At 44.3% G+C, this 23,206-nt stretch carries 38 protein-coding genes; 34 read left to right on the top strand and 4 right to left on the bottom strand.

The annotated features are described in order from the left end of the window. Nucleotides 1–156 precede the first annotated feature (156 nt). Both ACH2BK_RS08735 and mnmG read right to left on the bottom strand, forming a co-directional pair. A complete protein-coding gene (locus ACH2BK_RS08735; protein ID WP_395003410.1) occupies nucleotides 157–366 on the bottom strand; it encodes a hypothetical protein in 210 nt (69 codons plus the stop codon). Further along, entirely contained in the window at nucleotides 363–2,264 is a 1,902-nt protein-coding gene (gene mnmG, locus ACH2BK_RS08730) for a tRNA uridine-5-carboxymethylaminomethyl(34) synthesis enzyme MnmG (protein WP_395003406.1), read from the bottom strand. Before mnmG ends, ACH2BK_RS08735 begins: the two co-directional genes overlap by 4 nt. Nucleotides 2,265–2,661: 397 nt before the next feature. Here mnmG and ACH2BK_RS08725 point away from each other — a divergent pair, with 397 nt between their 5' ends. Next, nucleotides 2,662–4,548, top strand: a complete 1,887-nt coding sequence (locus tag ACH2BK_RS08725; protein WP_395003403.1) for a tetratricopeptide repeat protein — start codon at nucleotides 2,662–2,664, stop codon at nucleotides 4,546–4,548. Then, nucleotides 4,545–5,243, top strand: a complete 699-nt coding sequence (locus ACH2BK_RS08720; RefSeq protein WP_395003400.1) for a 3-methyladenine DNA glycosylase — start codon at nucleotides 4,545–4,547, stop codon at nucleotides 5,241–5,243. Before ACH2BK_RS08725 ends, ACH2BK_RS08720 begins: the two co-directional genes overlap by 4 nt. Before the next feature lie 72 nt (nucleotides 5,244–5,315). Here the strand turns inward: ACH2BK_RS08720 and ACH2BK_RS08715 are convergent, their stop codons facing one another. Further along, nucleotides 5,316–5,882 (bottom strand): FkbM family methyltransferase, encoded by a 567-nt coding sequence (locus ACH2BK_RS08715; RefSeq protein ID WP_394997825.1) that lies wholly within the window; start codon nucleotides 5,880–5,882, stop codon nucleotides 5,316–5,318. Further along, nucleotides 5,836–6,267, bottom strand: a complete 432-nt coding sequence (locus tag ACH2BK_RS08710; RefSeq protein WP_395003398.1) for a hypothetical protein — start codon at nucleotides 6,265–6,267, stop codon at nucleotides 5,836–5,838. Before ACH2BK_RS08710 ends, ACH2BK_RS08715 begins: the two co-directional genes overlap by 47 nt. A gap of 247 nt (nucleotides 6,268–6,514) precedes the next feature. On the opposite strand from ACH2BK_RS08710, the gene rpsJ reads away from it, so the two are divergent. The 32 genes from rpsJ to ACH2BK_RS08550 all read left to right on the top strand — a co-directional run bounded on the left by rpsJ (nucleotide 6,515) and on the right by ACH2BK_RS08550 (nucleotide 23,011). Next, a complete protein-coding gene (gene rpsJ, locus ACH2BK_RS08705) occupies nucleotides 6,515–6,826 on the top strand; it encodes a 30S ribosomal protein S10 (protein ID WP_095627589.1) in 312 nt (103 codons plus the stop codon). Nucleotides 6,827–6,877: 51 nt separating this feature from the next. Then, nucleotides 6,878–7,456, top strand: a complete 579-nt coding sequence (gene rplC, locus ACH2BK_RS08700) for a 50S ribosomal protein L3 (protein WP_395003396.1) — start codon at nucleotides 6,878–6,880, stop codon at nucleotides 7,454–7,456. Nucleotides 7,457–7,466: 10 nt separating this feature from the next. Then, complete coding sequence (gene rplD / locus ACH2BK_RS08695; protein WP_394997856.1) at nucleotides 7,467–8,090, top strand: 50S ribosomal protein L4; 624 nt, start codon at nucleotides 7,467–7,469, stop codon at nucleotides 8,088–8,090. Nucleotides 8,091–8,104: 14 nt separating this feature from the next. Beyond that, nucleotides 8,105–8,386, top strand: a complete 282-nt coding sequence (locus ACH2BK_RS08690) for a 50S ribosomal protein L23 (protein WP_394997820.1) — start codon at nucleotides 8,105–8,107, stop codon at nucleotides 8,384–8,386. A 15-nt stretch (nucleotides 8,387–8,401) separates the two neighbouring features. Continuing rightward, nucleotides 8,402–9,229: a 50S ribosomal protein L2 gene (gene rplB / locus ACH2BK_RS08685; protein WP_394997818.1), complete on the top strand. Its 828-nt coding sequence runs from the start codon at nucleotides 8,402–8,404 to the stop codon at nucleotides 9,227–9,229. A gap of 9 nt (nucleotides 9,230–9,238) precedes the next feature. After that, on the top strand, nucleotides 9,239–9,520 hold the full coding sequence (rpsS, locus tag ACH2BK_RS08680) for a 30S ribosomal protein S19 (RefSeq protein WP_394997816.1): 282 nt from the start codon (nucleotides 9,239–9,241) through the stop codon (nucleotides 9,518–9,520). Between the two features lie 9 nt (nucleotides 9,521–9,529). Next, nucleotides 9,530–10,075: a 50S ribosomal protein L22 gene (gene rplV / locus ACH2BK_RS08675; protein ID WP_395003394.1), complete on the top strand. Its 546-nt coding sequence runs from the start codon at nucleotides 9,530–9,532 to the stop codon at nucleotides 10,073–10,075. A 2-nt stretch (nucleotides 10,076–10,077) separates the two neighbouring features. Next, nucleotides 10,078–10,803 (top strand): 30S ribosomal protein S3, encoded by a 726-nt coding sequence (gene rpsC, locus ACH2BK_RS08670; RefSeq protein ID WP_394997814.1) that lies wholly within the window; start codon nucleotides 10,078–10,080, stop codon nucleotides 10,801–10,803. Nucleotides 10,804–10,806: 3 nt separating this feature from the next. Further along, a complete protein-coding gene (rplP, locus tag ACH2BK_RS08665) occupies nucleotides 10,807–11,232 on the top strand; it encodes a 50S ribosomal protein L16 (protein WP_394955109.1) in 426 nt (141 codons plus the stop codon). After that, nucleotides 11,219–11,413, top strand: coding sequence for a 50S ribosomal protein L29 (gene rpmC / locus ACH2BK_RS08660; RefSeq protein WP_394997812.1), 195 nt, complete (start codon nucleotides 11,219–11,221; stop codon nucleotides 11,411–11,413). Before rplP ends, rpmC begins: the two co-directional genes overlap by 14 nt. Then, on the top strand, nucleotides 11,410–11,676 hold the full coding sequence (gene rpsQ, locus ACH2BK_RS08655; protein ID WP_394997811.1) for a 30S ribosomal protein S17: 267 nt from the start codon (nucleotides 11,410–11,412) through the stop codon (nucleotides 11,674–11,676). The genes rpmC and rpsQ overlap by 4 nt, the downstream gene beginning before the upstream one ends. Continuing rightward, on the top strand, nucleotides 11,673–12,041 hold the full coding sequence (gene rplN, locus ACH2BK_RS08650) for a 50S ribosomal protein L14 (RefSeq protein WP_095627578.1): 369 nt from the start codon (nucleotides 11,673–11,675) through the stop codon (nucleotides 12,039–12,041). Before rpsQ ends, rplN begins: the two co-directional genes overlap by 4 nt. Next, nucleotides 12,017–12,274 carry a 50S ribosomal protein L24 gene (rplX, locus tag ACH2BK_RS08645; protein WP_394997854.1) on the top strand — a complete coding sequence of 86 codons (258 nt, stop codon included), beginning with the start codon at nucleotides 12,017–12,019 and terminating at the stop codon, nucleotides 12,272–12,274. Before rplN ends, rplX begins: the two co-directional genes overlap by 25 nt. After that, entirely contained in the window at nucleotides 12,274–12,819 is a 546-nt protein-coding gene (rplE, locus tag ACH2BK_RS08640) for a 50S ribosomal protein L5 (RefSeq protein WP_394997809.1), read from the top strand. The genes rplX and rplE overlap by 1 nt, the downstream gene beginning before the upstream one ends. Continuing rightward, complete coding sequence (locus ACH2BK_RS08635) at nucleotides 12,820–13,005, top strand: type Z 30S ribosomal protein S14 (protein WP_394997808.1); 186 nt, start codon at nucleotides 12,820–12,822, stop codon at nucleotides 13,003–13,005. Nucleotides 13,006–13,015: 10 nt separating this feature from the next. Then, nucleotides 13,016–13,411 carry a 30S ribosomal protein S8 gene (gene rpsH, locus ACH2BK_RS08630; protein ID WP_394997806.1) on the top strand — a complete coding sequence of 132 codons (396 nt, stop codon included), beginning with the start codon at nucleotides 13,016–13,018 and terminating at the stop codon, nucleotides 13,409–13,411. Nucleotides 13,412–13,426: 15 nt separating this feature from the next. Beyond that, complete coding sequence (gene rplF, locus ACH2BK_RS08625; protein WP_394997805.1) at nucleotides 13,427–13,963, top strand: 50S ribosomal protein L6; 537 nt, start codon at nucleotides 13,427–13,429, stop codon at nucleotides 13,961–13,963. Between the two features lie 10 nt (nucleotides 13,964–13,973). Then, the gene (gene rplR, locus ACH2BK_RS08620; RefSeq protein ID WP_394997804.1) at nucleotides 13,974–14,330 is read left to right on the top strand and encodes a 50S ribosomal protein L18; all 357 of its coding nucleotides are present in this window, start codon (nucleotides 13,974–13,976) and stop codon (nucleotides 14,328–14,330) included. A 19-nt stretch (nucleotides 14,331–14,349) separates the two neighbouring features. Beyond that, nucleotides 14,350–14,790 (top strand): 30S ribosomal protein S5, encoded by a 441-nt coding sequence (rpsE, locus tag ACH2BK_RS08615; RefSeq protein ID WP_394909238.1) that lies wholly within the window; start codon nucleotides 14,350–14,352, stop codon nucleotides 14,788–14,790. 21 nt (nucleotides 14,791–14,811) lie between these two features. Continuing rightward, nucleotides 14,812–15,213 carry a 50S ribosomal protein L15 gene (rplO, locus tag ACH2BK_RS08610; RefSeq protein ID WP_394997803.1) on the top strand — a complete coding sequence of 134 codons (402 nt, stop codon included), beginning with the start codon at nucleotides 14,812–14,814 and terminating at the stop codon, nucleotides 15,211–15,213. Beyond that, nucleotides 15,213–16,472: a preprotein translocase subunit SecY gene (secY, locus tag ACH2BK_RS08605; RefSeq protein ID WP_394997802.1), complete on the top strand. Its 1,260-nt coding sequence runs from the start codon at nucleotides 15,213–15,215 to the stop codon at nucleotides 16,470–16,472. Before rplO ends, secY begins: the two co-directional genes overlap by 1 nt. Beyond that, a complete protein-coding gene (map, locus tag ACH2BK_RS08600; protein ID WP_395003391.1) occupies nucleotides 16,473–17,231 on the top strand; it encodes a type I methionyl aminopeptidase in 759 nt (252 codons plus the stop codon). Further along, nucleotides 17,232–17,450 carry a translation initiation factor IF-1 gene (infA, locus tag ACH2BK_RS08595; protein ID WP_394955100.1) on the top strand — a complete coding sequence of 73 codons (219 nt, stop codon included), beginning with the start codon at nucleotides 17,232–17,234 and terminating at the stop codon, nucleotides 17,448–17,450. 191 nt (nucleotides 17,451–17,641) lie between these two features. Next, nucleotides 17,642–17,755, top strand: a complete 114-nt coding sequence (rpmJ, locus tag ACH2BK_RS08590) for a 50S ribosomal protein L36 (protein ID WP_023927895.1) — start codon at nucleotides 17,642–17,644, stop codon at nucleotides 17,753–17,755. Between the two features lie 3 nt (nucleotides 17,756–17,758). Then, complete coding sequence (gene rpsM / locus ACH2BK_RS08585; protein ID WP_394955099.1) at nucleotides 17,759–18,121, top strand: 30S ribosomal protein S13; 363 nt, start codon at nucleotides 17,759–17,761, stop codon at nucleotides 18,119–18,121. Nucleotides 18,122–18,131: 10 nt separating this feature from the next. After that, nucleotides 18,132–18,524 carry a 30S ribosomal protein S11 gene (gene rpsK, locus ACH2BK_RS08580; protein ID WP_395003389.1) on the top strand — a complete coding sequence of 131 codons (393 nt, stop codon included), beginning with the start codon at nucleotides 18,132–18,134 and terminating at the stop codon, nucleotides 18,522–18,524. 9 nt (nucleotides 18,525–18,533) lie between these two features. Then, entirely contained in the window at nucleotides 18,534–19,160 is a 627-nt protein-coding gene (gene rpsD / locus ACH2BK_RS08575; RefSeq protein ID WP_395003386.1) for a 30S ribosomal protein S4, read from the top strand. Between the two features lie 20 nt (nucleotides 19,161–19,180). Continuing rightward, nucleotides 19,181–20,182 (top strand): DNA-directed RNA polymerase subunit alpha, encoded by a 1,002-nt coding sequence (locus tag ACH2BK_RS08570; RefSeq protein WP_395003384.1) that lies wholly within the window; start codon nucleotides 19,181–19,183, stop codon nucleotides 20,180–20,182. A gap of 10 nt (nucleotides 20,183–20,192) precedes the next feature. Then, nucleotides 20,193–20,543 (top strand): 50S ribosomal protein L17, encoded by a 351-nt coding sequence (gene rplQ / locus ACH2BK_RS08565; RefSeq protein ID WP_394997795.1) that lies wholly within the window; start codon nucleotides 20,193–20,195, stop codon nucleotides 20,541–20,543. Nucleotides 20,544–20,561: 18 nt separating this feature from the next. Next, on the top strand, nucleotides 20,562–21,251 hold the full coding sequence (locus ACH2BK_RS08560) for a hypothetical protein (protein WP_395003382.1): 690 nt from the start codon (nucleotides 20,562–20,564) through the stop codon (nucleotides 21,249–21,251). A gap of 10 nt (nucleotides 21,252–21,261) precedes the next feature. Beyond that, complete coding sequence (gene nadC, locus ACH2BK_RS08555; protein ID WP_395003380.1) at nucleotides 21,262–22,083, top strand: carboxylating nicotinate-nucleotide diphosphorylase; 822 nt, start codon at nucleotides 21,262–21,264, stop codon at nucleotides 22,081–22,083. Beyond that, on the top strand, nucleotides 22,076–23,011 hold the full coding sequence (locus ACH2BK_RS08550) for an AIR synthase related protein (protein ID WP_395003379.1): 936 nt from the start codon (nucleotides 22,076–22,078) through the stop codon (nucleotides 23,009–23,011). The genes nadC and ACH2BK_RS08550 overlap by 8 nt, the downstream gene beginning before the upstream one ends. The last annotated feature ends 195 nt before the right edge of the window (nucleotides 23,012–23,206 follow it).

Raw genomic sequence — 23,206 nt, 5'->3', positions numbered from 1 at the left:
TATGGGTGAGAGCTCTCCTCATCTTGCTGAAGAGATTTGGTGCGCGCTCAATCCCTACATTTGGAGCAAATCGCTCAAATACGCACTGAGGTTTTAGGAAAGTAGCTAAGCAAATAATACAATCATTCACGCAGCAAAGCTCCGGCCACGCGTCTATCATCGCCTTATAGAATCTATGTTTTCATCACAATTTGTCTTTGACAAATTGCTATCGCTCGCAGAGAGTGAATCTCTGCTCGCTCCGCTGCGCGCACATACACCGCCTGAATCTATACCTTGGGACTTACTAGATTCTGTAACGCCGCTAGCGATTTGAGATTCTAGAGACTGCTTAATCCCTAACGCCTCTAGATTCTCTAATCTCATTCTTTGGTATCTTTGGTGCGCAGGTGGATATACAAATGCAGCACATCGAGGCTCGCAGGCGTGATCCCGCTAATCTCACTAGCCTCAAAGAGCGATTTTGGGCTAAATTTCTTAAGCTTTTCAACTACCTCAAGGCTAAGCCCGGGAATGCTATCAAACTCAAAATCCCTAGGGATCTCCACCTTTAGCATTTGCTCCATATTGTTGATAGAATCTTGCTGCTTAGTAATGTAGTTTGCGTATTTAGATTCTATGCATATCTGTTCTTTGGCTTGTTCTCTTAGATGCGTGATATCTAGCCCAAAGTGCGCACAAAGCTCGCTAAGTGTTTGAGAATCTAACTCATTGATACTTAAGAGTTGCAGGAGTGAAGCTTTATCGCCAATGCCCTTTAGACGCAGTGAATCCAAAAGCTCCTTATTTGCTTTGCTAGGCGTGATGAAGGTTTGGGAGAGAAACTCTAGACTTTTGGCAATATCGCTTTTATCTTTTAGTATCCCCTCATACGCCTCACGCGCTAAGAGCCCAAACCTATACCCATACTCCCCTAGCCGCAGATACGCATTATCCTCACGCAGCAGCAGCCGATACTCCGCCCGCGAGGTAAAAACCCTATATGGCTCATTAGTCCCTTTAGTTACGAGATCATCAATCATCACGCCGATATAGGCTTGGTTGCGCTGCAGGATAAAGGGCTCTTTGCCTCCAATCTTTAGCGCCGCATTGATACCCGCCACAATCCCCTGCGCCGCTGCCTCCTCATAGCCCGTCGTGCCATTAATCTGCCCAGCGAGATAGAGATTCGCGCACTTTTTGCACTCTAGCGTGTGGTAGAGCTCGGTGGGCTGGATATAGTCGTATTCTATCGCATAGCCATAGCGCGTGATTTTGGCATTTTCTAAGCCCTTAATGGAGTGTATCATCGCCTCCTGCACCTCCACGGGCAGCGAGGTTGTGAGCCCATTGATGTAGTATTCCACGCAATCACGCGTTTGTGGCTCTAAAAAAAGCTGATGCCGCTCTTTGTGTGCGAAACGATTGACTTTGTCCTCAATACTAGGGCAATACCGCGGTCCCACTCCCTGAATCTGCCCCGTAAAAAGCGGCGCACGATAGAAATTTTGACGGATAATCTCGTGGGTTTTTTGGTTGGTGTAGGTGACAAAGCATGGAATCTGCGTGGGATTGAAGTCCTTAGTGCGTGCGCTAAAATGCGGTGGATTCTCATCGCCATCGTGCCGCTCAAGCTCGCTAAAGTCGATACTGCGCCCATCAATGCGTGCGCAAGTCCCCGTCTTTAGCCGCCCCACTTCTAGCCCGATTTGAGCAAATGCCCCACTTAGCGTGCGCGCGCTTAGCTCGCCAAAACGCCCATTTTCTAGCTTAGTCTCGCCGATATGGATTAGTCCATTAAGGAATGTGCCAGTGGTGAGCACCACGCATTTTGCCTCATATTGCTTGCCTAGGTTGCTCTTTACCCCTATGACTTCAAAGCCCCCTTGCGCGTCTTGGCGCAATAGCAAGTCGGTGATGAGTTCTTGAGAGATGGTGAGATTTGGCGTATTTAGCGCAAATCTTTTGGCGATAATGGGATACATATCCATATCGATTTGGGCGCGTGTGCCTCGCACAGCAGGTCCTTTGGAGGCATTGAGCGTGCGGAATTGCAATCCACACAAATCCGTAATCTCCCCCATCACGCCCCCAAGCGCGTCGAGCTCTTTGACTAAATGCCCCTTGCCTAGCCCGCCCACTGCGGGGTTGCAGCTAGCAAGCGCGATATTTTGGATAAGGATTGTGAAAAGATGGGTTTTTGCGCCCATTTTCGCACTCGCAATCGCTGCCTCTAGCCCCGCGTGTCCGCCACCTACGACAATCACATCAAAAGTATTTTCCATTTTTTTCCAATTTGGTTGTGAGTTAAAGAGGGGGAATTATAGCAGGTTTGGAGCGGATTTTGCTTCGATTCTTGCACAACAGGGCATTGCGCTTTTTGCTTCGCTTACGCTCGCAACAGCTTTGCTCAAGGAGCGACTTTTTAGGGAATCTGCGCACTCGGTTTGGTCACTACCGCTTAGGTAGCTCCCTGCACCTCGTGCTTTAACCCTAAAAATTCATCTCAAAACAAGGCGCAGCCGCAGTTTCTTTAGTAAATCTTAGAATGCCCGGGCAAGCCAAGCGTGGAATCTCAAGCAGATTCAGAATCTAAGAAAGCTTAGATTCTAGAATTTTATCGCATTGCAAGCCTGCGGAGCCATTTTCCTTGAATCTTAAAGCCTTAAAAAAGGATAAACAATGCAAAATATCTCAACCAAAAAGCAGCTTTGTGCGCAGGCGTTTGCAAACAAAAACTATAGCGAGTGCGTGGGGCTGTGCGTGGAGATCCTCGCCCTAGATCACTTTGATATCGATACTTGGAATCTCGCAGGTATCACGATGATAGAGATTAAAGAATACGCGCGGGCTATAGAATACCTATCAGAGGGGCTGCACCTCGCACGCGACAAGCTAAAGAGCTTGCAAGTGCAGGTTTTGCACAAAAACGATGAGTTGCGCACCCACCTCGCACCCACCACGCAAGAAATCACAGAATCTAGTGAATTTATAGAATCTAATGAATCTGCACAATCCGCAAACAGCCCACTACACGAGAGCTTGCGCGCGACGCTGCGTCTGTGCGAGGGGCTATGGCTCAATCTCGCTGAAGCCTATCGGCGCGATAGTAATCCCCACGAGGCTATCGCTACCCTGCATCAAGCCCTAGAGGCTCTGCCTATCTTAAACGAAAATCCCACCCTGCATTTTAATCTCGCAAAAGCCTATGTGGATGCGGGAGATTCTCTAAGCTCGGTGGATCACTACACGATGGCGCTGCGCCTAGATCCTAACGATTTGGGAGCGATGTTTAACCTCGCAAATGCCCAAGTGAGCCTAGCGCGCTTCCCTGAAGCCATAGAGCTCTATGAGATGGCGTATAAAAGGGGCTTTCTCCAAGCGGGTGTGAATCTCGCAAACACTTATATCAAGCTAGGCTTTTTTACCCAAGCCCTCGAGATTTTTGGGCAAATCGAGCCTGTGTTTGAAAACGATAGTGTGTTTTTGTTTAACTACGCCAATGCACTCAACTACCTCAATGAGGATTTTGAGAAAACGAGGCATTATTACACGCGCGCCATTGAGCTAGATTCTAAAAGAGCGGAATACTCCATAAACTACGCGCATTTTTTGCTAAACAACCACTATTTTGCCGAGGGCTTTAGCGTCTATGAAGCGCGCAAAAAGTTTGATAATATGCTCCCCCACGCGCTCCCAAACCTCTGGAATAAGCAATGTGAGGATATACAGAATCTAAAAGATAAGATCGTGTTTGTGCATTATGAGCAGGGGTTTGGGGATTGTATAATGTTTGGGCGCTTTGTGCCATTGCTTGCAAAAAACGCTAAAGAAGTGATTTTATGCGTGCAAGAGCCACTTAAAAATCTTTTTGCCGACGCGCTTGCGCACCTTACAAATCTCAAAGTCTGCTCACAAACCCTAGAGCTAGATTCTGTGGATATAAGTATCTCGTTGCTTTCATTGCCTTTGGCACTAGGCATACGCACCCCAGAGCAGGTGCGGCACTCTCAGCACTATCTTATGTATCAAAATATCCTAAAGCGCGCGCTTGCGCGGGGCGATATCGAGGAAGTGTATGGGATAAAGCCTAGGGTGCTAAAGATTGGCATTTGCTTTCATACAGATTCTCACTTCCCCGAGGCAGAGCTCAAAAATATCGAGCCCAAGCCGCTTTTGGCAATGCTGCGCGAGACATTCCCAAACCACGCCAAGGTGGAGATTCACTCGCTAAATCATAGCGGGATTGACCAAAATCTCTGCGGGGAGTTTGGCGTGTATGATCGTAGCGAGGAGATGGGCGATTTTTTGCACACACGCAGGATTTTAGAGCGGCTTGATGTGGTGATTAGTATCGATACCGCGCTCGCGCACCTAGCTGCGAGTTTGGGCAAAACCACGCTTGTATTGTTGCACAAACGCTTTGATTGGCGTTATGACAAGGGCGTGGATAGTGTGTGGTATGCAAATCTCCTAGGCTTTGCACAAAGTGATATGGGCAAATGGGAGGGTGTCTTGCACAATCTCCAAAGCTACTTAAAGAGCGTGTATGGGGAGTATGGTGTATGAGTGATTTGCCTATTAGGATTTTAGAGCGATTGTATGGGCTAGATCTCCTCAAAGACGCGCCAAAATGGTGGTGGGTAAATGCCGGGAGCTTTGAGGTGGTGCTAGGCTGCGTGCTGGTGCAAAATAGCAAATGGGAAAATGTGCAAAAGACGCTAGATTCACTGCGTCGCGCAGGTATTTTGCCACGCTTTAGCGGGGAGTTTGAGCGGGATTTTCACGATGAGGCGCGTAACTTTGAGGCGATTTGCAATATCGCGGCACTCTCCAAAGAAGTCCTAAGCTCGCATATCCTAGGCTTGCAAAACCAAAAGGCGCAGAGGCTTATCCTCCTAGCGCGCAATCTTTTGGAGGATTTTGGGAGCTATGAGGCTATAACCCAAAATCTTACTCGTGAGTGGCTGCTCGCCCAAAAGGGCGTAGGGCGTGAGAGTGCGGATTGTGTGCTTAATTATATGTGTGGGCGTGAGGTGATGGTGGTGGATCGCTACACATATCGGCTTTTGTGCGCGCTTGGAGTGGAGATAGAGGAGTATGAGGAGCTGCAGGGGTTTTTTATGCGTGGTGTGGAGGAGAATCTAGCGCGTGTGTATGCGCTCTATGGGAAAGGCGTGGATCTAGCGTATGTGTATGCGCGCTTTCACGCCAAAATCGTGGAGTTTGCTAAGGCAAAGCGTGATATGAGGCTCATTCTTTAGACGCAGTTTGTCAAGGATTGTGTGGTGGGGCGTGAGGCATATTTAGCGCAAGTTTTGCGTGGCACGCTTGCACTAAAAGAGCTTTGCGCATTCCCACGCATCTAGTGGCGTGTCTTGGTGCAGTGCCAACACATCGTAATAATAAATGTGCTTGTTGCTTTTGAGCGTGTAGTCTAGGAGCAGGGCGAGATTGGGCGTATCGTCTGAATCTAGCACGACAAGCAGATTGCCGAAGTTGTCAAAGATGAGGAGCTGCGTGTAGCCTAGGGATTTGAGATGGGCAAAAATGCTTGTTGGATCCTCATTTTGGGCTTGGAGAAAGAAAAGATCCCATTCAAAAAATATCGCGCTTTTGTGGGTTTGGAGCGTGTGCGTGGCACTCCGGATAACCTTAAAATCAAAGCCATCGGTATCGATTTTGATAAAGTTTGGGCTAAAGTGGTGCTTGGCGATGAGCGCATCGAGCGTGTGGAATGTGAGATCGTGGGATAAATCTTTTGAATCTATCGTGCTCGGGGAGTGCTCGAGCTTGGCACTCCCGTCATAGCGCGTGATGGTGTAGGAATCGTGCGTATCGGTTATGAAGGAGTTTTCAATAAGCAGTTGTGGTGTAGCCCCCCCCCCTAATAGCCTCATCATAGTGCTTAGAGAAATTGTGCTGAATGAGGGCGTTGTAGGATTTTTCGCCTTCAATAAGGAGGAATCTAGCTTGGGGCATATCCATAAAAACGGCGGTATCGCCGATATTGGCGCCGACATCGACAATGTGTATAAAGCCCATTTTTTGCGCAATGTAGCTGGCGATTTTGTGGAGCTGCATATCGTAGGTGGGATAGAGTTTTTGGTTGAGAAAAATCGTGTGCGAAAATGGCATCTTTAGCGTGTAGGTGCGAAAACTAATCGTGATGAGCGGATCGGCGAACTTCAAGACTAGGGCGCGAAGCTTGGTATAGAATCTAAAGCTTAGCTTGTGCCTTGAGACTAGAATCCGCTTGTAGATAAAGGTGGCGATTTGTGCGATCATAATGTATCCTTTGGTGTGAGTTAAAAACTCCGTAATGATACACAAAAATTGCGCAAAAATGCTCTTTTTAGATTCACTATCTTATCCTTACACTAAGGAAATAAATTTTTGTTTATTTGCCAAAAACAGGGAAAAGTCTTGCAAAAAAAAGTTTTTTTTACTACAATTCACGCTCTCAAAATTACATTGCATTGCAGATGTGATATGTAGCAAAAATGCGATGAGTTCTTTTGTAAAAGGATAAAAAATGGAAAAAATCAGATTGAAGTTGAAAGCCTATGATTACAGGGTTTTGGATCGTTCAGTAGCGGCTATCGTGGAGGCTGTGAAGCGCACAGGATCAGAGATCAGAGGACCTATCCCGCTCCCTACCAAAAAGCGTCGCTACACAGTGCTCAAATCTCCGCATATCAACAAAGATTCGCGCGAGCAGTTTGAGATTAGGGTGCATCATCGTATCATCGATATTATGTCTGCTACGCCCGATACCGTAGATAGCCTTATGAAGCTTGATTTAGCCCCGGAAGTGGATGTGGAAGTCACTTCTATGAGCAAGTAGATTGGGCAAGTGGCTTTAGAGAGTTAGGAATTTACTTTTAAGGAAAGAGTTATGGAATTTATCGTTGAAAAGATTGGTATGAGCCGAACCATTGGCACCAAGAGCGAGGCGGTTACGCTTTTGCGCGTGCTCAGCACAAAGGTGTGTGAGGTGTATGATAATGGCAAGGCGTTGGTGGCTTACCCTAAGGGTAAGGCTATGAACAAGGCTATCGCTGGGATTCAGAAAAAATACAATTTGAGCAAAGAGTTTAACAGATTTGCGACATTGAGGGTTGCTAACACGGAGCAGGGCGATATCAACCTAGAGGTGTTAGAAAACGCAAAAAGTGTCAAGAGTATTTTTAATTCCAAGGGGCGCGGATTTAGCGGTGCGATGAAGCGATGGAATTTTCAGGGTGGTCCTGCCGCACATGGTAGTAGATTCCATAGACGCCTCGGATCTATCGGAAATCGTGAGTGGCCAGGGCGCGTTCAGCCGGGCAAAAAAATGGCGGGGCATTATGGCAATGAGCGCGTTAATACAAAAAATACCGTGCTTTCTTTTGATAAAGAGAGCAGCATTTTGGTATTAAAAGGTTCTGTGGCAGGCTACAATGGAACCTATGGCAGAATCCAAATCACACAATAAGGTGCTAGGTATGAGCAAGGCAATCGTATTAGACAATAATCTCAAAAAAAGCAGTGAGATTGAGTTACCAAAGAAATATGAGCAGATTAATGAGCATAATTTGTATTTGTATGTGAAGTCCTATCTCGCGTCTTTGCGTGCAAACAATGCGTATGCGAAGAATCGCGGCGAAGTCAGCGGTGGTGGCAAAAAGCCGTGGCGACAGAAAAAGAATGGACGCGCGCGCGCAGGGAGTATCACCTCTCCTATCTTTGTAGGTGGTGGTGTCTCTCACGGACCTACAAAGCGCAATTACGATCTAAAGATTAACAAAAAACAAAAGCGTTTGGCACTTGAGTATGCACTAGAGCAAAAGGCGCAGATGGGCAAGCTCTTTGTGGTGGATTCTATCGCAGTGGAGAGTGGCAAGACTAAAGATGCGTATGCGAGATTTTGCGCACTTGGCGAGAAAAACGCGCTGTTTGTGGGACAATTTAGCGATGAGAAGACATTTTTAGCCTATCGTAATCTAAGAGAGTGCTATGTGGTGGATTCTAATGAGCTTAACGCGTATTTGGTAGCCACATTCCGTTGTGTAGTCATCGAAAAAGCAGTGTTTGATGAGATTGTAGCGGCTAAGAGCGTTGAGAAATAAGCGGAGGAGAGGAAATGGCAGATATAACAGATATTAAATCAATCCTTTATACAGAAAAGTCGTTGGCTTTACAAGAAAAAGGAATGCTTGTGGTGCAAACTGCGAGTAGTGTAACAAAAAATCAACTCAAGGCGGTGTTTCAAGAGTATTTTGGATTTACCCCTATAAAAATCAACTCTCTAAAGCAAGAAGGAAAAACAAAGCGTTTCCGAGGGAGAGAGGGCAAGAGAGCATCGTTTAAGAAATTTTATGTGAAAATCCCTGAAGGCGCCAAGATCGACGCCCTTTCAGTGTGATAAAGGAGAGTAGAAATGGCAATCAAAACATACAAGCCTTATACGCCTAGTAGGAGGTTTATGAGCGGGCTAAGCTCTAGGGATATTACCGCAAAGCCGAGCGTGAGGAGCTTGCTCACAAAGCTCCCTGTCTCTGCCGGGCGCAATAACAATGGGCGTATAACAAGCCGTCACAAGGAGGGAGGAGCAAAGAAGCTCTATCGTATCATTGACTTTAAGCGCAACAAATTTGGTATCGAAGGCAAGGTGAGCACGATCGAATACGATCCATACAGAAACTGCAGAATTGCTCTAATCACATATCCTGATGGAGAGAAACGCTACATTATCCAACCATCTGGCTTGAAAGTGGGCGATAGCGTGATGTCTGCAGAATCTGGCTTGGATATCAAGGTGGGATTTGCGATGAAGCTGAAAGCGATTCCGATAGGAACAATCGTGCATAATATCGAAATGCACCCCGGTGCTGGCGGGCAGCTCGCAAGAAGCGCAGGGGCGAGTGCGCAGATTATGGGGCGCGAGGGTAAATACATAATCCTAAGAATGCCAAGCGGTGAAATGCGCTATATTTTAGAAGAATGTATGGCGACAATCGGCGTCGTAGGGAATGAGGATTTTATCAATATCTCCATTGGTAAGGCAGGACGAAATCGCCACAGAGGTATCCGTCCGCAAACTAGAGGTAGTGCGATGAACCCTGTGGATCACCCACACGGCGGTGGTGAGGGCAAAACTGGCTCGAGCGGACACCCTGTATCTCCTTGGGGAACGCCTGCTAAAGGCTTTAAAACTCGCAAGAAAAAGGCGAGTGATAAGCTCATAATCTCAAGAAAGAAAAAATAAGGAAGCACTATGTCAAGATCGATAAGAAAAGGTCCATTTATTGATAGTTCTTTGCTAAAAAAAGTCTTAAAAGCCAAGGATTCTAAGGACAATAAGCCTATCAAGACTTGGTCAAGACGCAGCACGATTTTGCCCGATATGATAGGTTTGACATTTAATGTCCATAATGGCAGAGCGTTTGTCCCAGTGTATGTTACAGAAAATCATGTCGGCTACAAGCTCGGTGAGTTTGCGCCCACGCGAACTTTTAAGGGGCACAAGGGCAGTGTCCAAAAGAAAATAGGCAAATAAGGAGAGAGTATGAGCAAGGCATTATTACGACATATTAGGCTTTCTCCTACAAAGGCGCGCCTGATTGCGAGGGAGATTCAGGGAATGAACGCAGAACTTGCGATTGCGAGTTTGGAATTTACTCCAAATAAAGCGGCGCGCATTATCTCCAAGGTGGTGGCTTCAGCAGTGGCAAATGGTGGTTATGACGCACAAGATGTGGTGATTACTTCCTGCAGAGTGGATGCAGGTCCAGTGCTCAGACGCTTTATGCCTAGGGCTAAGGGACGCGCGACACCTATTAGAAAACCTACATCGCACGTGTTTGTGGAGGTGGGCACTCCAAAAAAATCAGAGCAGGATAAGAGGACTAAGGGAAGCAAGAGAGCGGGCAAGGAGATTGCCAAGGAGCAAAAATCTGCGCAGATAGAATCTAAAGAATTTAAACGGGTGGAGAGTAAAGATTCTGTAGTGAAATCTCAAGCTAGCAAATCTAAGGGCACAGAATCTAAAACAACAAAGCCAAAGACTACCACAGCAAAAGCAAGCAAAAAAACAGAAGGTGAGGGCAAATAAGTATGGGTCAAAAAGTTAATCCGATAGGTTTGAGATTAGGCATAAACAGAAATTGGTCTTCGCGTTGGTTTCCTGCTACACAAGCAACGCCTTCTAACATTTTAGAAGATCACACAATACGCAAGTTTTTGAAAAGTGAGATGTATTATGCGGGCGTGAGTGAGATCATCATAGAGCGTGCTGCCCATAAGGTGCGTGTTACTGTCGTCGCTTCCAAGCCCGGACTTATCATAGGCAAAAAAGGTGTGGATATTGATAAGCACAAAGAGGCTCTAAAAAAGCTTTTGAAAAAAGAGGTGAGTATCAACATCAAGGAAGCCAAACGCCCACAGACTAACGCACAGCTCGCCGCTGAAAATATTGCAACACAGCTTGAGAAGCGTGTAGCATTCCGTCGTGCGATGAAAAAAGTGATGCAATCAGCACTCAAATCTGGCGCCAAAGGTATCAAAGTCAAGGTATCTGGGCGTCTAGCTGGTGCGGAGATGGCGCGCACAGAGTGGTATATGGAGGGCAGAGTGCCTCTACACACTTTGAGGGCAAAGATTGATTATGGATTTGCAGAGGCTATGACGACTTATGGAATCATCGGCGTGAAGGTTTGGATTTTCAAAGGTGAGGTGCTCCATAAGGGAATCGTGCAGGAAAAGAGCGAAACTAGCAGAGAATCTTATGCAGAGAGATCGGACAAAGAGCCTAGAACGAGATCAAGAAGAGGGAGGCAATAAATTATGTTGATGCCAAAAAAGACAAAATACAGAAAGCAGATGAAGGGTCGCAATCGTGGCAAGTCATTCCGCGGTTGCTCTCTTGCATTTGGCAATATAGGAATCAAAGCCTTAGAGCACGGGCGTATAGATTCTAGACAGATAGAATCGGCGCGTATTGCGATGACGCGTCATATCAAGAGAGCTGGCAAGGTGTGGATACGCGTTTTCCCTGACAAGCCATTGACAGCCAAGCCTCTCGAAGTGAGAATGGGTAAAGGTAAAGGTGGCGTGGAAAAGTGGGTGATGAATATCAAACCCGGTCGCATCATTTATGAGATGATAGGTATTGAGGAGGGATTGGCGCGTGAAGCGTTAGCATTGGCGCAGAGCAAGCTTCCATTTAAGACAAAAATCATAACAAGCGAGAGCGAAAATGAAATTTACTGAATTAAAAGACAAAGACATTGTCGAGTTGCAAAAGTTGCTTAAAGAAAAGAAATCGTTGTTGTTTGAGACTAGGCTTAAGCTAAAAACTATGCAATCAACAAATCCTAGTGAGCTTAAGTTTGTGCGCAAGGATATAGCACGGATTAATACGGCTATCAATGCTAAAAAGGATACTAAATGAGCGAGAAACAAGCACACAAGAGAGTGATTCAGGGAAGAGTTGTAAGCAAGGCAGGTGATAAGAGTGTGGTGGTGCTTGTAGAGAGAAAGGTGCTCCACCCAAAATACAGAAAAATCGTCAAGAGATTTAAAAAATACACAATCCACGATGAGCAAAATGCAGTAAAAATCGGTGATGTGGTGAGTGCGATTGAGTGCCGTCCTATCTCTAAGAGCAAGGCTTTTAGGCTCAAGGATATCGTGGTTAAAGGAGTGGAACTATGATACAGAGTTTTACGAGATTAAATGTAGCTGATAATAGCGGTGCTAAAGAGATTATGTGCATCAAAGTGCTTGGTGGTAGCCATAGACGCTATGCACGAGTAGGTGATGTGATCGTGGCATCTGTCAAGAAGGCTATCCCAAATGGGAAGGTTAAAAAAGGGCAGGTGGTAAAGGCAGTGATCGTGCGAACCAAAAAAGAGATTCATAGAGAAAATGGATCACTAGTTCGCTTCGATGAGAATGCGGCTGTGATCCTTGATGCCAAAAGAGAGCCTATTGGCACAAGGATTTTTGGACCAGTTAGTCGAGAAGTGCGATATGCAAACTTTATGAAAATAGTATCGTTAGCTCCGGAGGTGTTGTAGTGAAATACAAAATTAAAAAAGGCGATATGGTTGTAGCTATCGCTGGTGATGATAAAGGCAAGAGTGGCAAGGTGCTTCAGGTATTGCCCAAAAAAGGACAGGTGATAGTCGAGGGCTTGAGAGTGGCGAAAAAAGCAATTAAGCCGAGCGAAAAAGATCCCAAGGGTGGCTTTGTGAGCAAGGAGATGCCTATGAGCATCTCTAATGTGAAAAAAGCGGAGGGGGATAAGTAATGTTTGAATTGCGCAAAAAATACAAAGAAGAGATTATCCCAAAGCTAAAAGAGGAGTTACATATCACAAACGCTATGCTTGTTCCAAAGCTAGAAAAGATTGTAATTAGCGTTGGTGCAGGGGATTATGCAAAGGATAGCAAGATTATGCAAAATATTGCTGATACAATTTCGCTTATTGCTGGACAAAGGGCTATTATCACAAAAGCCAAGAAGTCCGTGGCGGGCTTTAAGATGCGTGAAGGTATGCCAATGGGTGTGAAAGTAACGCTTAGGGGCAATATGATGTATAACTTCCTTGAAAAGCTCATTGTGATTGCATTGCCTAGAGTAAAGGACTTTAGGGGCATTAAACGCAATGGTTTTGATGGGAGGGGGAATTATAGTTTTGGGCTTAATGAGCAGCTTATGTTCCCCGAGGTAGTGTATGATGATATTATGGTAACACACGGTATGAATATTACGATTGTAACATCAACTAGTAGTGATAAAGAGGCTTTCAAACTGCTTGAATTGTTTGGTATGCCTTTTGCAAAAGGACGATAAATGGCAAAGAAATCTATGATAGCAAAAGCGAAAAGAAAAGCAAAATTTGGCGTGAGGGCTTATACAAGATGTCAAGTGTGTGGCAGACCGCACTCTGTGTATAGGGATTTTGGGTTATGCCGTGTGTGCTTACGAAAAATGGGTAACGAGGGATTAATCCCCGGACTTAGAAAAGCAAGCTGGTAAGGAGTGGATAATGGTAAATGATATTATTGCAGATTCTCTGACACGCATTCGCAATGCTTCTATGAGACGGCTTGAGGTTACGACATTGTATTACGCAAAGATCGTAGTATCCATTTTGGAAGTGTTTAAGACAAAGGGCTTTATTAAGGATTATAAGGTTATTGATAAAGATGGCAAGCAATCCATCAGTGTGCAGCTTGAGTATGATGAGCAGGGCAGAAGTGCAATCAATGAAATTAAGAGAATTAGCACGCCGGGCAGACGCGTGTATAAGGGGCACGATGAGCTTAAGCGATTTAAGAATGGCTATGGCACGATTGTGGTGAGCACAAGCAAGGGTGTGATTGCAAACGATGAGGCATACAGAGCCAATGTCGGCGGCGAAGCACTCTGCAGTATATGGTAAGAGGGAGGAATAACAATGTCAAGAGTTGGAAAAAGACCAATTAGTATCCCAAAGGGTGTAGAGGTGGCATTGGAGGGAAGCAAACTCCTTTTTAAAAATGCCAAATCCCAGCAAGAACTTGAAACCTTTGGGCGTGTTGGAGTGGAGTTAAAAGATGGCAATATCCACTTTGCTAAAAAAGACGATACTCCACAATCTCGTGCGTATTGGGGGACTTATCGCGCGTTGGCGAATAATATCGTTATCGGGTTAAGCAGTGGATTTAGTAAAGTCTTAGAGATTAATGGTGTGGGTTATAAAGCGAGCGTGAATGGCAAGAATCTAGAGCTTGCCCTTGGTTTCTCACATCCTGTAGTGTATCCAATACCCCAAGGTATTGAAATGAGTGTGGAAAAAAACGCTATTACCATCAAGGGTAGTGATAAGCAGCAGGTAGGACAGATTGCTGCTGAGATTAGGAAATTTAGACCACCAGAGCCATACAAGGGAAAGGGTATTAAATATTCTGATGAAGTGATTATCCGCAAAGCGGGCAAAACTTCTAAAAAATAAGGTGTGAGCAATGAGAGAGAATATACTAGAGAGAAAAAAGACTTTGCGCACTAAGCGGAAGCTTAGGACAAGAGGGAAGATTTTTGGGGTAGCAGATGTGCCTAGAGTGACGATCTTTAGATCCAATAGGTATTTTTACGCACAAGCGATTAATGATACAGAATCTAAAACTTTGGCAGCGGTTGATGGCAAAAAAATGGGACTTAGCAATAACAAAGAAAATGTTGTAAAGATTGCCCAAAGCTTTGCCAAAGAGCTCAAAGGGATAGGTATCTCTAAGGTTGTTTTTGATCGTAATGGCTATTTGTATCACGGCGTAGTTGCAGCGTTTGCAGATACTTTGCGAGAAAATGGCATTGCGTTGTAGTATGGGTGAAAGGAAGTGCATGGAAATTAATAGAGAAGAGTTTAGTGAAGTGGTTGTGAATATTGGTAGGGTGACAAAGGTTGTCAAGGGTGGTCGTCGCTTTAGATTCAATGCATTGGTTGTGGTTGGCAACAAAAATGGACTTATTGGTTTTGGTTTAGGGAAGGCTAAGGAAGTGCCTGATGCTATCAAAAAAGCCATTGATGACGCGTTTAAGAATATCATCAAAGTCAATGTCAAGGGCACGACTATTGCTCACGATATTGAGTGTAAATACAATGCAAGCCGCATTTTACTTAAGCCTGCAAGCGAGGGAACTGGTGTGATTGCAGGTGGTTCAGCACGCTCTGTGATTGAACTTGCGGGGATTAAAGATATTTTGACAAAATCCCTTGGTTCAAACAATCCTTATAATATTGTTCGCGCCACTGTTGATGCATTGTCTAAAATTAAGGCGTAAGTGAATTAGGAAGGAGTTTTCGTGGCATTAGAAAATATTAAGCCTGCAAAAGGCAGCGTGAAGGATATCAAGCGAGTAGGGCGTGGTCAGGGTAGTGGTATGGGCAAAACCTCCACAAGAGGCGGAAAAGGTCAGACTGCTAGGACAGGCTATAAGGCAAAGAGAGGTTTTGAAGGTGGTCAGCAGCCCCTACAGAGACGCTTGCCCAAAGTGGGTTTTACTTCTAGGGTGACTAAGCCTTATGTGATCAATGCGGATAAGGTGAGTGTGCTAGAATCGTTAGAAGAGATCACTATGGCAACTTTGCGAGAGCATATCAATATGCCTTCGTATGTTACAAAGGTAAAGATTATTGGAACAAAGGCAAAAACATTTGCTACTAAGATTAAGGATTCGTCTATTAAAACCAGTGGAAACAAATAATGAGCAGAGCGATTGTTAATAAAATCCTTATTACTTTAGCATTTTTGTTTGCTTACAGGGTGCTTGCATATATCACTGTTCCGGGTGTCGATGTGGGAGTTATCCAGAGCATAATCAGTGATTATTCAGATGGTGTTTTGGGTTTGTTTAATATGTTCAGTGGCAATGCCATTGAGCGTTTTAGTATTATTTCTTTGGGTATTATGCCCTACATTACCGCCTCGATTATTATGGAGCTTCTTTCTGCGACTTTTCCTAGTTTGGCAAAGATGAAAAAAGAGCGTGATGGTATGCAAAAGTATATGCAAATCATTCGCTATGTTACTATTGTTATTACGATTATTCAAGCTGTTAGCGTGAGTATAGGGCTTGGCAGTATGCAGGAGGGCGTGCGTTCTGCTGTGACGATTGATTTGCCCATTTTTGTAACTATTGCGGTTTTTTCGATGCTCACAGGCACGATGTTGCTTATGTGGATTGGTGAGCAGATTACGCAAAAAGGCGTTGGCAACGGCATTAGTCTTATTATTTTTGCGGGTATTGTATCGGGCATTCCACAGGCTGTTGCCACGGTATTTGATTTGGTAAATACCGATCAAATTAGCATTATCGCATTTATAGGACTTTTGATTGTGGTGATTGCTACAATTTTAGCCATCATCATTGTAGAGCTCTCGGAGCGTAGAGTGCAGGTTTCATATGCGCGCAAAGTGATTATGCAAAATCAAAACAAGCGTGTTATGAACTACATACCTATAAAGATTAATCTTAGTGGGGTAATTCCTCCGATTTTTGCATCAGCTATTTTGGTATTCCCCTCTACACTTTTGCAAGCCTCTTCCAATGAGGTGGTTCGTAAAATCGCTGATGTTTTGAGCCCGACTGGATACACTTATAATGTCCTTATGTTTTTGCTAGTTATTTTCTTTGCGTATTTTTATTCCTCTATTGTGTTTAATGCCAAAGATATAGCGGACAATCTTAAGCGTCAAGGGGGCTTTATACCGGGTATGCGTCCGGGTGAGGGCACAGCGACATTCCTCAATAATGTGGCAAGCAACCTCACTTTTTGGGGTTCTTTGTATCTAGCACTTGTTTCTACACTCCCGTGGCTTATTGTCAAAGCCACAGGCATACAATTTTATTTTGGTGGCACGGCAGTGCTCATTGTGGTGCAGGTAGCCATAGATACGATGCGCAAAATTGAAGCCCAAATCTATATGAACAAATATAAGACATTGAGTGCAGTTGGGCTATAGATGGCAATAAGTATCAAAAGCTCCAAGGATATTGCAGCATTGCGGATACCAAATCGTATTGTTGCGCAGTCTTTAGAGTTAGCACGCAAAAGCGCAAAAGAGGGTATGAGTCTTGCCGAGCTAGATTCTATCATTGAGGATTTTATCCACTCCTGTGGGGCGAGACCTGCCTTTAAGGGTTTGTATGGGTTTCCCGGTGCGGTATGTATCTCTGTCAATGAGGTTATTATTCACGGTATTCCTACTGATTATAAGCTTAAAAGCGGGGATATTGTAGGAGTTGATATAGGAGCCGAACATAATGGATGGTTTGGTGATGGTGCTATCACTTTTGGTATAGGCGAGATTTCTCCTCGTGATGAGCAGCTTATACGATGCTCCAAGGACACATTGCATCACGCTATAGAAGCGATACGCGTTAATATGCACTTTAAGGAGTTAAGCAAGATTTTGCAAGATCACATTTTGGGCAATGGCTTTGTGCCATTAAAAGGATTTTGTGGGCATGGTATCGGGCGAGCACCTCATGAGGAGCCAGAGATTCCAAACTTCTTAGAATCTCCAAATCCTAAACAAGGACCTAAGATTCGTGAGGGAATGGTGTTTTGTATAGAGCCTATGGTTTGTCAAAAAAGTGGTGAACCTGAAGTGTTAAGCGATAATTGGTCAGTGGTGTCTGTTGATGGGCTAAATGGCAGTCATTATGAGCATACCGTGGCAATAGTTGGCGGAAAAGCACGGATACTAACGGAGGTGTAGATGGCAAAAGATGATATGATAGAAGTCGATGGCAAAGTTGTGGAGGCACTACCCAATGCCACTTTTAAGGTAGAGATTGCCAATGGCAAGGTTGTGCTATGTAGGATAGCAGGAAAGATGCGTATGAATTATATCAGAATCTTGCCCGGCGATAAGGTGCGCATTGAGCTCACCCCTTATAGCGTAGATAAGGGAAGGATTGTATATCGCAACAAGTAGTGAGGTTGGCTTAGATTCTTAAGAATCTAGCTCCTAGGGTTTGCTCAAAGTTTAGGAGCTAGATTTTGTGATTTGACAAAATCTAAGTGGCTTTTAATGATTTTTTGCATAGAATCGCAAGTTTTATTAAAATTCGGAATTCTGTTTTATATAGAGCTTGGATTTTGCAATTTTGAAGCAAGGAGTAGGCGATGAAAGTAAGACCTTCGGTCAAAAAGATGTGCGATAAGTGCAAGATTATCAAACGCAAGGGTGTGGTTAGAGTGATTTGCTCAACCCCAAAACATAAACAAAGACAAGGATAGACAATGGCGAGAATTGCTGGTGTAGATTTGCCAAAGAAAAAAAGAGTGGAGTATGCGCTGACTTATATCTACGGGATAGGCTTGAAAAGCTCTCGAGATATATTGACATCCGTTAATATCTCTTTTGATAAGCGAGTTCATGATCTCAGCGAGGACGAAGTGTCTGCCATAGCCAAGAAGATTCAAGAAAGCTATATGGTGGAAGGGGATTTACGCAAAAAAGTTACGATGGATATCAAGGCACTTATGGATTTAGGAAGTTATCGTGGTTTGCGTCATAGGAGAGGATTGCCTGTCCGCGGTCAGACGACAAAAAATAATGCCCGCACACGCAAGGGTAAGAAAAAAACCGTTGGAAGCAAATAAGGAGTAAGGAATGGCAAAACGCAATGTAACAAAAAAGAGAGTAGCCAAGAAAAATATCGCTCGCGGAATCGTTTGTATCTCTGCAACTTTTAACAATACTAATGTAACCGTAACAGATGAAATGGGTAATGTAATTTGTTGGGCTACTGCTGGGGGATTAGGCTTTAAGGGGAGTAAAAAATCCACGCCTTATGCAGCGCAGCAAGCTGTCGAATCTGCATTGACTAAAGCTAAAGAACATGGGATTAAAGAGGTCGGTATCAAGGTGCAGGGACCCGGCAGCGGGCGCGAAACCGCAGTAAAAAGTGTGGGTGCGACAGAGGGGATTAAGGTATTGTGGCTCAAAGATGTAACACCACTACCTCATAATGGCTGCAGGCCACCCAAAAGAAGAAGAGTGTAAGGAGATAATATGGCAAGATACAGAGGTCCAGTAGAAAAACTAGAAAGACGTTTTGGAGTGTCTCTAGCGCTCAAAGGCGAGCGTCGTTTGGCGGGAAAGAGCGCACTCGATAAGCGCCCATATGGCCCAGGGCAGCATGGACAAAGACGCGGCAAGGTTTCAGAATATGGCTTGCAGCTTGCAGAAAAACAAAAAGCAAAGATCATGTATGGCACGAGTGAGAAGCAATTCCGTGCGCTTTTTAGAGAAGCAAATCGACAAGAGGGGAATACGGGGGAAAATCTTATCCGTCTTATTGAATGCAGGCTTGATAATGTCGTGTATCGTATGGGATTTGCCAGCACGAGGAGGTTTGCGCGTCAGTTGGTAACACATGGACATATTTTGGTAGATGGCAAAAGGGTAGATATACCTTCGTATTCTGTGCGCGTGGGACAAAAGATTGAGGTTAGAGAAAAAAGCAAAAAAAATCCCCAAATTGTTCGCGCAATAGAACTTACTGCACAGACAGGGATCGTGCCGTGGGTTGATGTGGATAAGGACAAGGTTTTTGGAATCTTTACACGCTTTCCTTTGAGAGAAGAGGTGGTTATCCCCATTGAAGAGAGACTTATCATCGAGTTGTATTCTAAATAATAAATAAGGTGGTGATTAGGATGAAAACAATTAAGACAGAGCCCTATACTCCCGAAAGTATAAAGGTGGAGGAAGTAGGGGAAAATCACATCACGATAACTGTTGCACCTTTTGAATCTGGTTATGCCATTACTTTTGCTCACCCCTTAAGACGGTTGTTGCTCTCAAGTTCGGTTGGGTATGCAGCCATAGCCCTTAAGATTGATGGCGTGACACATGAATTTGATTCTATTAGAGGCATTGTCGAGGATGTGTCTCAGTTTATAGCAAATCTCAAAAATATTCGTTTTAGCATTAAAGATAAGCAAAACGATTCATCTGTGGATTTGAGCTACAACTTCAATGGCCCTATGGTGCTTAATGGTGGAGATCTTGTCAATGATTTAGCGGATGTTGTGAATCCAGATATTTATTTGGCGACGATTAATGAGAATTTTAGCCTGAACTTTTCGCTTATTATCAAAAAAGGTATTGGTTATGTTCCAAGTGAGGAGATTCGAGGTGATATTGCAGAGGGCTATATACCGCTTGATGCGTATTTTACACCTGTAAAGCGTGTCGTGTATGATATCAATAATGTGCTTCTTGAGGATAACCCAAATTTTGAAGAGCTTGTTTTTGATATCCAGACAGATGGACAAATTAAGCCCTTAGAAGCATTCAAAGATGCGATTGCAGTGATGTATAAGCAAATGAGTATCTTTGGTGTAGAGCTTAATGAAGTCAGTACTCCGAGTAGAAGCATAGAAGATAGTGGAGAGATTAGGGTGCTCTTAATGACTTTGAGTTCTCTAGATTTGAGTGCGCGCTGCTTTAATTGTCTTGATAGATCGGGGTTTAAATATGTGGGTGAGCTAACGCTTATGCAGGAGAATGATATAAAAAATATAAAAAATATGGGTAAGAAGTCCTTTGATGAGATTGCCGAGAAACTTCACGAGTTGGGTTATCCTATCGGCGCGGAGATTTCAGAGGATTTGAGGACAATGTTTTCACGCAAACTTGCTAAACTAAAATCTTAGGGAGAATACAATGAGACATAATAATGGATACAGAAAGCTAGGTAGGACTTCAGCGCACAGAAAGGCATTGCTAAAGAATCTTGCTATCGCACTCATTAAGTATGAAAAAATTGAAACAAGTGTTTTTAAGGCAAAGGAACTTCAATCATATATTGAGAAGCTTGTAACTGCTGCTCGTGTAGAGGATTTTAATACACATCGTTTTGTGTTTGCGCATTTGCAGGACAAAGAGAATACTAAGAAGTTGATTACACAAATTGCACCAAAGTACAAAGAGCGCAATGGTGGCTACACAAGGATTCAGAGGACACGACTTCGTAGGGGCGATGCTTCACAAATGGCAATCATTGAGTTTGTATAAACGATAGGCTAAGCGAAAATGAAATGGCTATACACGATAGTGTTTGTGTATAGTGTGTTGTCACTTGGCTGCGCTAGTTATAGCGTGTCTGTGCCATCTCAAGATTCAGTACACAAAGAATATCGTGATGGTGTGGAGATTTTAACTTCTGATATGTCGCGCTCTCTCGTGCATTTTGAGATTGCGCAGCACACCATAGGTGGTGCGGATAATGTGCCTTTGGCGATATTTATTTTAGCTCAAGTCAAGACAGGTCAAGATTTTTTGTTTGACTGGGATTGTGTTTTGGCATCACAAGACAACAAGAGAGTTGAAATCTTAAGTTATGAGGCAGCAACACAATCAAACCTTGATTTTGGCAAGGCTATAGAATCTTTTGGTATCTTTACTCCTAGGGAGAAGTCCTCTTCTCAATTTTCATCCACTTCTTCACCCATGCTCATTTATCCCGGATTTGTTATTTACACACCTTGGGTGTATAGTGCTAGAGATCGTATAGAGCAGTCCGAGCGTCTCGAGGAGAGTAGGAGAAAGCGATCTGTGATACTTTCAAGCTATTTGCGCAAAAATACTCTTAAAGCTGGCGATGCGCTGCGAGGTGGTTTTGTAGTGATTGATCCCTCTAAGTTGCGCCATGGTGTATTGGAGATTCAAGTCAAAGTCGCCACCCAAATCCATCTTTTAAAAGTTATGTTGGAAAAAAGATAGAAAGATATCTATGAGTATTAGGCAATTTGTGCAAGAGGCTTTGTGTGAGGACTTGGGGCGGGGGGATTTGTTTGCGCTTATAGCAGAGGATAGGGAGGCTTGTGCGCATATTATTGCCAAAGAAGAAGGAATTTTTTCTGCGCAAGCGTATATAGAGGCTTTGTGTGCGATGCAGGGACTTAAGCTAGAAATGTGCGTGCAGGATTCACAAGCGTTTGAATCTCGGCAGATTCTGGGGATTGTGCGCGGGAGTTATGTGAAAATTTTGCAAGCTGAGCGGACGCTGCTAAATCTCATCGCACATAGCAGTGGTATAGCGACACATACTCATGCTTTTGTGCAGTGTGCGGGGAGTGTGAAAATCCTTGATACGCGCAAGACTCGCCCGCTTTTGCGTATGTTTGAAAAATACTCCGTGCGTAATGGTGGCGCGCACAATCATCGGTTTGGCTTGGACGATGCGCTGATGCTCAAAGATACCCATTTAGCACTTATATCAGATTTAGAATCTACGCTTGTGCGCGCTCGCAAGAATCTCCCTTGGACTTGTAAGATTGAGATTGAAGTCGAGGATTATGCTATGGCACAGAGGGCGTTTGAAGCTGGTGCAGATATCGTGATGTGTGATAATATGCCGCCCACAGAGGTTAGGCGTGTCGTGGCACTGCGCGATGAGAGATATCCACATATTGCGCTGGAAGCTAGTGGGAATATTACTCTAGACAATATCGCTGCCTATGCCCAAAGTGGCATTGACGCACTTAGCATAGGGGCACTAATCCATCAGGCGAGATGGCTTGATGTGAGCTTAAAGATGCAGTTTAATGCGTAGTGTGGAGGAGCTTTTTCTCAAAAGTCTGCAAAAAAGCGGAGTGTGCGCGAGACTTGATGACGATGTGCATACATTTGATATTGGAAGTTTTGGGGATTGTGGGCAGTGGATTGTTGCACTTGATGGATTCTGTGAGGATATTCACTTTAGGCGCGCGTGGTTTAGTGTGTATGAGGCGACTAAAAAGGCGTTTTTGGTAAATCTCTCAGATACCATTGCCAAAAACGCTATACCCAAATACGCCCTACTCAGCCTTGTGATACCTAGGGATTTTTTGCCTAGTGAGATTGGGGAGATTGTCGATGCTACGCGGGATATTTGTCAGGAGTTTGGTGTGCAAATTGTGGGCGGAGACACGATGCGCGGGAGTAGATTAGAGTTTCATATTTGTATTTTTGCGCACTCAAGGAGGGTGATCCCTCGTGTGGTGAGGCAAAGAGGGCTGGCAGTGTTTTGCACACAGGATAGAATCTATAAACTTGGTGGATCGTATCGGCAGCTTATGCGTTTGCTACGATCACGAGAATATGTGAATCTAAAAGAGCTTGGGCGCGATGGGTTTAAGGGTAAGTGTGCTTTTAAAAAAGCGCACAATCGCTTTATGTATCCGAGGTTGCGTGCGGCGTTTATGCGGATATTTGGCAAAAAAATGAGGGCGAGTATGGATCTCTCCGATGGGCTTTTGCAGGATATGGGCAAGCTTGCGAAAGGATTTGACATAAGGTATAGTAGGCATTTGAAGAGTTTGCTTAGTGGAGGGGAGAAGTGGCGTTGTCAAAGTGGAGAAGAGTATGAGATACTTTTTGCGATTGCGCCAAGTGAGAGGGTTGCGATGCGTAGGGTGCTTAGAATCTGCAGGCTTGAGGCATTAGAGATCGGAGTAGTGAAACGAGGCAAAATGAGGGCGCATACAAAAAAATGGCACTAACAAAGCTGGGCTAAGGGTATAGGGGCAGAGGATTTGTTAGCGGTAAATATTTTTTGTTTTCAAATTTCATAAATTTTTAATTACCTCCCTTTTATTTAAAGCAAACTTTAAGCTTTGTATGTGTAGTATTTCGTTTCCCAATTTTGAGGAGCTTAGAGCAAATCAAGTTTTATCAATCATTCTAAATCTTGTATC

It is taken from the genome of uncultured Helicobacter sp. (assembly GCF_949282165.1).
Taxonomy (GTDB): domain Bacteria; phylum Campylobacterota; class Campylobacteria; order Campylobacterales; family Helicobacteraceae; genus Helicobacter_F.
This window is presented reverse-complemented; position numbering and strand designations above follow the sequence as displayed.